General features: G+C 34.7%; 6 protein-coding genes. 5 read left to right on the top strand and 1 reads right to left on the bottom strand.

Translation table 11 applies throughout. The features are described 5' to 3' along the window. Together ACWGOQ_RS23790 and ACWGOQ_RS23785 are read left to right on the top strand one after the other, a co-directional pair. Positions 1–1117 (top strand): RHS repeat-associated core domain-containing protein (locus ACWGOQ_RS23790; protein ID WP_458202885.1); only part of this gene is annotated, 1117 nt, incomplete at its 5' end. Positions 1118–1129: 12 nt separating this feature from the next. Beyond that, positions 1130–1615 (top strand): hypothetical protein, encoded by a 486-nt coding sequence (locus tag ACWGOQ_RS23785; protein WP_452060343.1) that lies wholly within the window; start codon positions 1130–1132, stop codon positions 1613–1615. Between the two features lie 132 nt (positions 1616–1747). Here ACWGOQ_RS23785 and ACWGOQ_RS23780 read toward each other — a convergent pair whose 3' ends face one another. Then, positions 1748–2098, bottom strand: coding sequence for a helix-turn-helix domain-containing protein (locus tag ACWGOQ_RS23780; RefSeq protein ID WP_452060342.1), 351 nt, complete (start codon positions 2096–2098; stop codon positions 1748–1750). A gap of 167 nt (positions 2099–2265) precedes the next feature. On the opposite strand from ACWGOQ_RS23780, the gene ACWGOQ_RS23775 reads away from it, so the two are divergent. The 3 genes from ACWGOQ_RS23775 to ACWGOQ_RS23765 all read left to right on the top strand — a co-directional run bounded on the left by ACWGOQ_RS23775 (position 2266) and on the right by ACWGOQ_RS23765 (position 6639). Then, entirely contained in the window at positions 2266–4806 is a 2541-nt protein-coding gene (locus tag ACWGOQ_RS23775; RefSeq protein WP_452060341.1) for an MTBMA_p00010-related P-loop-containing protein, read from the top strand. 212 nt (positions 4807–5018) lie between these two features. Beyond that, positions 5019–5570 (top strand): hypothetical protein, encoded by a 552-nt coding sequence (locus ACWGOQ_RS23770; protein ID WP_452060340.1) that lies wholly within the window; start codon positions 5019–5021, stop codon positions 5568–5570. A gap of 880 nt (positions 5571–6450) precedes the next feature. After that, positions 6451–6639 carry a hypothetical protein gene (locus ACWGOQ_RS23765; protein ID WP_452060339.1) on the top strand — a complete coding sequence of 63 codons (189 nt, stop codon included), beginning with the start codon at positions 6451–6453 and terminating at the stop codon, positions 6637–6639. Positions 6640–7098 lie beyond the last annotated feature (459 nt).

The raw sequence follows: 7098 nt of genomic DNA, 5'->3' as shown, positions 1-7098 counted from the left end.
TAACTACTATCCTTTTGGTCTGCAACATAAAGGGTATAACAACACCATAACTGGCCGTGAACACAACTATAAATACAATGGCACAGAGCTGACCGAAGATCTAGGGTACAATATGTACGAGATGCCACTGCGTGCTTACGATCCTGCCATTGCCAGATGGAACCGTATAGATCCGGTAGTACATCACGGTCTTTCTCCTTATAATGCTTTTGATAATAATCCCGTGTTTTATGCAGATCCGAGTGGAGGAAATTCTTGGGGTAATAATCACGGATTAGCCGAGGGTGGTTGGGGAGCATCTGGTGGGAATCATTATGGAGGTTCTGACTTCTGGGCAGGAGTGCAATCTGATTGGTTGACCTCTTTTTCTGGAGGATATAGTTATGGTACGAATTTACAAGGAGCTTTGGGCTCTTTAGGGTTTAGACCTGATAGTAATTCCACAGAACCTTGCTGTGGTGGTAAGAAGGGTCGTACTGTAACTATGATGACAGAAGACTTGGTTTCTTATGGTACTGATGAAGATAATTCTGGTGAATTTGATGAACGAACACCGGATTTTATACGCAATGGTGATTTTGATTTTGTGTCCGATACTCCAGGTACATTAGAAGATTACAATGCACGATGGGGAACAAACTATACCAATGATAATCTAGGTGGACAGTACTATTATAACACGTTATATAGGCCACAAAGAGAAGAGCTACATGCTGGTATTTATGCAGCCCAAGCAGAAGCGGCTGAGTACGTAAGTATTATTTTACCTATGGGACCAGCAGCTGCAGTTGGTGCTGTTAAAGGTGCTATCACTTTAGGAAGATTGGGGAAATTTTTAAAACAATCAAAATTTATTTTTAGAGGAATTACTACAAAAGTAACTAACAAATTAGGTCAAAGAACTTTTGCAATAGGCTTTAGAAATAAAGTAACACAACATGCTTTCACTTTAGAAAGGCATGGGTTTAACACTAAATTTGGTTCAACTATTTCTACAACTCATATAAATTATGGTTTTAGAGGAAAAAGGCACTACTTTTTGAATGTTTTTAAAAGAAATAAAACGGCTGACTTTGCGAAAGATTATATCTTCAAAAGAGGCTTTATGAAATTTTAAAATAAAAATGAAATGTTTAAGAATGAATTAATAAAAGACTTAAAACCTATTCTCAGTAAAATAGAAAGTAAAACAGGTGATTTTTATAACGTTTTACTTTTTCTATCTGAAAAATATATTCTCGAAAACAACAATTTAATTGTTGTAGATTATATTTTAATAAAAGATTTTTTTAGCATTACTTTTAAAAGAAAAGAACAAGTAGATTGTTTTTTTCTAGAGTTAGGAAATGATCACATTAGGCTACGTTTTCTATCAATAGAAGAAGAATATTACTATGAAAATATGACTGATACAAATATTATTTATAAAATATTAGATAATTTTTTCGAAGGAAGATATAAAGTTGAAGTACATAGGAATAAAATGGAGAATCCCATTTATTATAAATTACAATGGGATAATAATGAACTTAAGCAATACAATAGCGAATATCGGTTTAAAAAAGAAAACATTTCTAAAAACCAAACATTAAAAGGAATAAATTTTTTAGAATAAGAAATGAATATTGATAAATTCCCGCTATTCGAAGAGTGATTAGGCTCTGCGAATGTCTGTGACTTCGCAGCGGTATGAGTTAGAAATACATAAGAGTATTAAACAGTCATCTAGCTATAGGTGGCTGTTTTTTTATGATGTATAAGCTTGTCTTACATCATAATCACATAATAAAGCTTTGACCACTTTTAGTATTGTTTTTTGTTCTTCATCAGGTAATGATGTGATCTTAGTAAAATGTTTTATTAGTTCTGCATTTTGTATACTTTTGACCGCGATATCCGTTTTATCACCTTTTATCAAAAAATCAGTAGATATGCTAAAAAGCTGTGAAATTTTATTCACTATATCTGCAGGTGGCTGAACACCTTTACCTTCATATCTAGAAAGTTGAGCTTTAGATATCTCAATTTTATCAGCTAAATCTTGTTGAGACATACCGTTTTGTTTGCGCAGCTGTAATATTCTATCTCCTAATGTCATTATAGTATCAAATAAGTATAAAATGTTACATCAAAAGTATCAAATATGATACTTCATAACAATAATTAACAGCATATTGTTGATAAAGTGTTGCGCCTTGTTATTGTATTTTGTTTCTTTTATGTGTTTATTTGTTGCATAAAAGAAACAAAAACTTTTTATCAACAATGACCCTCACCGACCTAAAAAACAAGTCAGATATTATAGAAATAGCCAAAGAACTAGGCTTACAACCCGATAAAAACGGTAAATGTATCTGCCCATTCCACAAGGATAAAAAACCAAGTTTACAGTTTAGTAAGCAAAAACAGATCGCTACCTGTTTTAGTGGCAACTGTTCTGCAGGAACGATGGATGTAATCGAACTGGTCAAAAAGTTTTACAGTTGGGAGCTTCCGGAAACCATAAAATGGTTACAGTCAAAGACAAGGTCGGTAGCACCGACAGGCAAAAACTACAGTATCGAAGATACGACAGAAGATTACCAAAAAATCTACGCAACACTACAACCCAAACTATCTCAAAGCAGCAAAGCACGAGAATATTTTAAAAATCGTCACTTAGATTATAAAAAATTAGATGCAGGATTTAATACAAGTAAGGAATATGAGAAACTAAAATACTGTATCGTTTTCCCATTGAAAAACAAAAACAATGAAGTTGTAAGTCTATACGGCAGAAGTATTTACGACAATGCCAAATGCAAACATTACTATACAACAAACAGAAAAGGTTTATATCCAAACTATCCAGAATCAACTGCCAAACAACTCATTATTACCGAAAGTATCATCGATGCAGCAACTCTAAATCAACACTTTCATTCCCGTGAAGACGGGAATCTCGCAATACTTGCAGCCTATGGAACAAATGGCTTAACTCCTGAACACACCGAAGCGGTGAGCCAATTAAAAGAATTACAAGAAATCATACTCTGGTTCGATGGCGACGGGGCAGGTAGCAATGCCACAAACAAATATGCTAAAGAATTAAAAGCGTTAGTTCCAAATACCAAGATCAGTAAAGTAATAATGCTAGAAAACGAGGATATCAATAGTCTGTTAGATAGTCACGATACCGAAATCCTCCGACATCTATATGAAAAAAGAGAAATACTTTACTTGAATACTGCAGAAAAAGAAATCCTCCAAACTCCTATAAAGCCTAAGAAAATAATAAAACAAGTCTATGATTTGAACATCAAACCTAATCATACGAAGTACCAAGACGAATACCTAAAAATAGATGTGTTTGGTAAGTTGAACTTAAAAGATCTGGGAAGTTTAAAAATGACTTTAGTGGTTTATAAAACTATAGATTTAGAACAAACTCCAAGTAGAAATACTATTGATCTGTACCACGATGATGCTGTAGAAAAATTAGTTAGGAAGATTGCAGAAAAAATACAAGTCGGTACCTCTGTAGTTCGTAGCGCATTAGATAAAATTACCAGAGCCTTAGAAACCCATCGATTAGACAAACAAAACGAATTACCTAAAGCACAATTAAGATATTCATTACGAGATATCAATGATATAGATAAACAAAAAGCGATAGCGTTACTACAATCTAAAAGCCTCATAGAGGTACTTACTAAAAAACTACAAGCCACAGGAATCATAGGTGAAGAAAAGAATGCAATGTTCCTTTTTACCATATTACTCAGTCATAAAATGCACAGAACATTACATGCGGTTGTACAAGGAACTAGCGGAAGTGGTAAAAGTCATTTGATTGGAAAAATAGCCGATTGTATGTATAATCAGAATAAAATAAAACGATTTACAAGGGTTACCGATAAGAGTTTTTATAATTATGGAGAACAAGATTTATGTAACTGTGGTATTATCCTAGAAGATTACGACGGACTGACCGAAGAAGCAGAAATGGCTTGGCGGGAGTTGCAGAGCAACGGTAAATTATCAAGTAGCGTAAGCCAGAAAAATGAACAGACAGGCGAAATCACCACAGGAGAAAAGTATGTTTTTGGTCCAATAGCCAGTTTAGTAGCTACTACTCATTTTAGAATCTATGAAGATAATGAAAGTCGTGTCTTTGTAATCGCCATTGATGAGAGCGAAACCCAAACCGAAAAAGTACTGGAATACATGTCCAAGAAATCCGCAAAGGTCATCACGGATGACAGCGAAGTCGTAGCACGACAGGCAATACAAAATGTAGTTTATATGCTCAAACCTTATAAAGTCAAAAACCCATATCGATTACAACTCCCTAAAACCACTAAACAAAGAAGAAGATTAACACAGATGCTGCACGATTATATCGAACAGATTACGCTATTACATCAATACCAACGGCAGAAGGTTGATAATACGATGCTAGTAACTCAATTAGATGATATAGAAATAGCCATTGATTTAATGTTCAGTAGTATCATTCTTAAAACCGATGAACTCGATGGAATCCTACGACAGTTCTACGAGAACCTAAAAAAGTATGTAGAATCCAAAGGCAAGGACTATCAATTTACACAACGGGAAATACGCCAAAAGTTCAGGATCAGTAAAACCCAAACACAACGCTATTTTAAAGAACTCGAGGAACTAGAATACATCCATCGTAGTAGTATTGGCAAACGAAACTCTTTTCATTACCAGATTAGTTATTGGGATAATATCGAAAAGCTACGCAAAGAACTACGTACCTATCTGTATGATCAGATAGAAAACTACAGAAGAAGAGCATAAAATTACTTGTTACGGGTCGCAAAGGGTCGGTTATGGTTCGGAAAAGGTTCGAACTTGGGTCGGTCAAAAAGCAATGGGTCAGCTATTTAACTAAAAAATCGACCTAGCGACCCAAGACAAGTATAATTAGAGTAAAAAGCGGTGAGCCACCCCGAGCAATCAATCACCTCCTTAGTACAAGAATGTATAACAATCATATATATATATAAACAATGAAGCAAAGACGCAAAAAGCGATCTATAAGACGCTATACGAAGATTGACAAATTAAAAGGACGCAAGTATCATGTGTATGATCTAAATATTATTATCAAAGTCCTTTATCCATACCGCCAAACAGTCAACAAATACAAAAGGCTTTTAGTACAAACTTCCTTTACTACTTCCCAAAAAGAACTTATTATAACAACAGCACACAGTCTAACAATAGTTAATGAACTCTACAGAGATCAAGATACATTAGGTCGATTTTATGTAACTATAGAAGATATGAGTAATGCCATTTATATGTTACAAAACGAGCTGCATTTACCACAACACGGATATCTATTATCACCAAACTTACGATGGTTTTATAAAGAGTTGCATACACACTTTGATAATAGAATTTTTACAAATAAAGATATCCGTCGTAGACTAGGAAAAGCAAGAAGTACCGTCTATCATCATCTTACCGAACTGGTAGATCGAGAATTTATAGAAATCATTGACCGTAAAAGTTCAGGATTTATGTATCAGATCAAACCTCAAAGTCAATCGGTATGAAAATAGAAATAATCATTAAGGATAAAGAAGAGTTACACTATTTACAAAGTTATTTAGCAGCAGCTATACATAAGCTCAGTCAATCAGAAGACCTGTCCGCCTTGGAGGAAAATAACCAGGATAGTATTTACTGGCTATCTAAAATCCTACTTTTATCGTATCAGTAGTGTAATTACCAAGTGAGTCGCTATCGCTCCAATTTATTATTATCACATCAGCCTGAAAAAGGCTTTTGTAATAAGCTGTTATAAGGTGTTCCTTCGTCACTTCATAAGTCATATTTTCTTCTTCCACAATTGCAGAAAAAGCACTTGTTCCAGACCGTTACAACTTCCTCACCTTCGGTCGTCAGTCTCCACTAGAAACATATGACCTTATTACGTTCCTCTTTCACTCGTAGCTACTCTTTTGCTTAAAAACAATAATGAACGCTATCGCTGAATAATAAATTAAGCAAAACCGCTACTTCATGGGCTACGCCGCTTGGTCGCAGCCTAGCCGATTATTTATGTTGAAGTTTATATCTGATAAATCGGAAAACATAAAAATCGTCTGGCACATAAAACCGTTACACTCCTTTTTATATGTCGGCTGCTCCTCTCCGCTTTGGCTACGCCTTTGTTTTTGCGCGCACGCATCTTATCTTCAGTCGCCAGATGGCTATGATCATTATTAAAGCTGAAGCACAACGCTTGCGCCTTTGCGCACTTCAGCTTTAATAATAATCGCACTTTATTTTGTTTGGTTTTTTTTTGGACTTACTAACAACTTTCTCTAGTTGTCAACACTGTTTAAGTTGAAGACTGGTGGACATTTACTAATTTGCAAATGATATTTAATTGATGAAATTATCTAATATCGTACTTAAATACAACACTCTATGGATAAGACTTTAATGTATATGATATTTTTTGTGGTTCTGGTGGTTTTATTATGGATGATGCCAGATAAAAAAATAAATACAATACGTAAATTTTTGACTTCATTATTACAAGTCCTCCCTATAACAAAAGTAGCAGAAGCTTGTATAGCTTACTTTAAAAGTAAAAATGCTTCAAAAGCGGAATAGCGAAAGGATGTAGCGCAGAGGCTCTTCCGCTTTTGAAGTGTTAGCCTTAATGGCGATTGAATGACCCCACAACGCTTAGAATCACGTCTACGACACGATTATATCCCTATAGTATTATAATATCCTCATTAGAAATCATTGCTTAAAGCTCAAATCTTCAAGTATAGCAGTCGGTGCGGGGCTGTTTTACATAAACTCCAGTTATAGCTCCTGACCATAGGAAAGAGTAGGTATAACTAAGATTATGTAACACAGCTTTGATGATGTGGCTGGCTTTAGAAGTTAGCTAGTAAAATACACAATCCCGTAATGTAAGTAAAACACAAATGATTATTTTTGCTGTGCAAGAAAGATAGACGACAGCAAGAACGTTCATAAAAATAGCTTTTAGCTAGCAAGGTATACCTATTAAAAAAAGGCATAGTCGTTAAAAAAGCGCATTAACTACTATCCTTTTGG

This window comes from Aquimarina ulvae, assembly GCF_053613295.3.
Note: the sequence above shows the minus strand (reverse complement) of the source record. Positions and strands in the feature narration are given on the sequence as shown.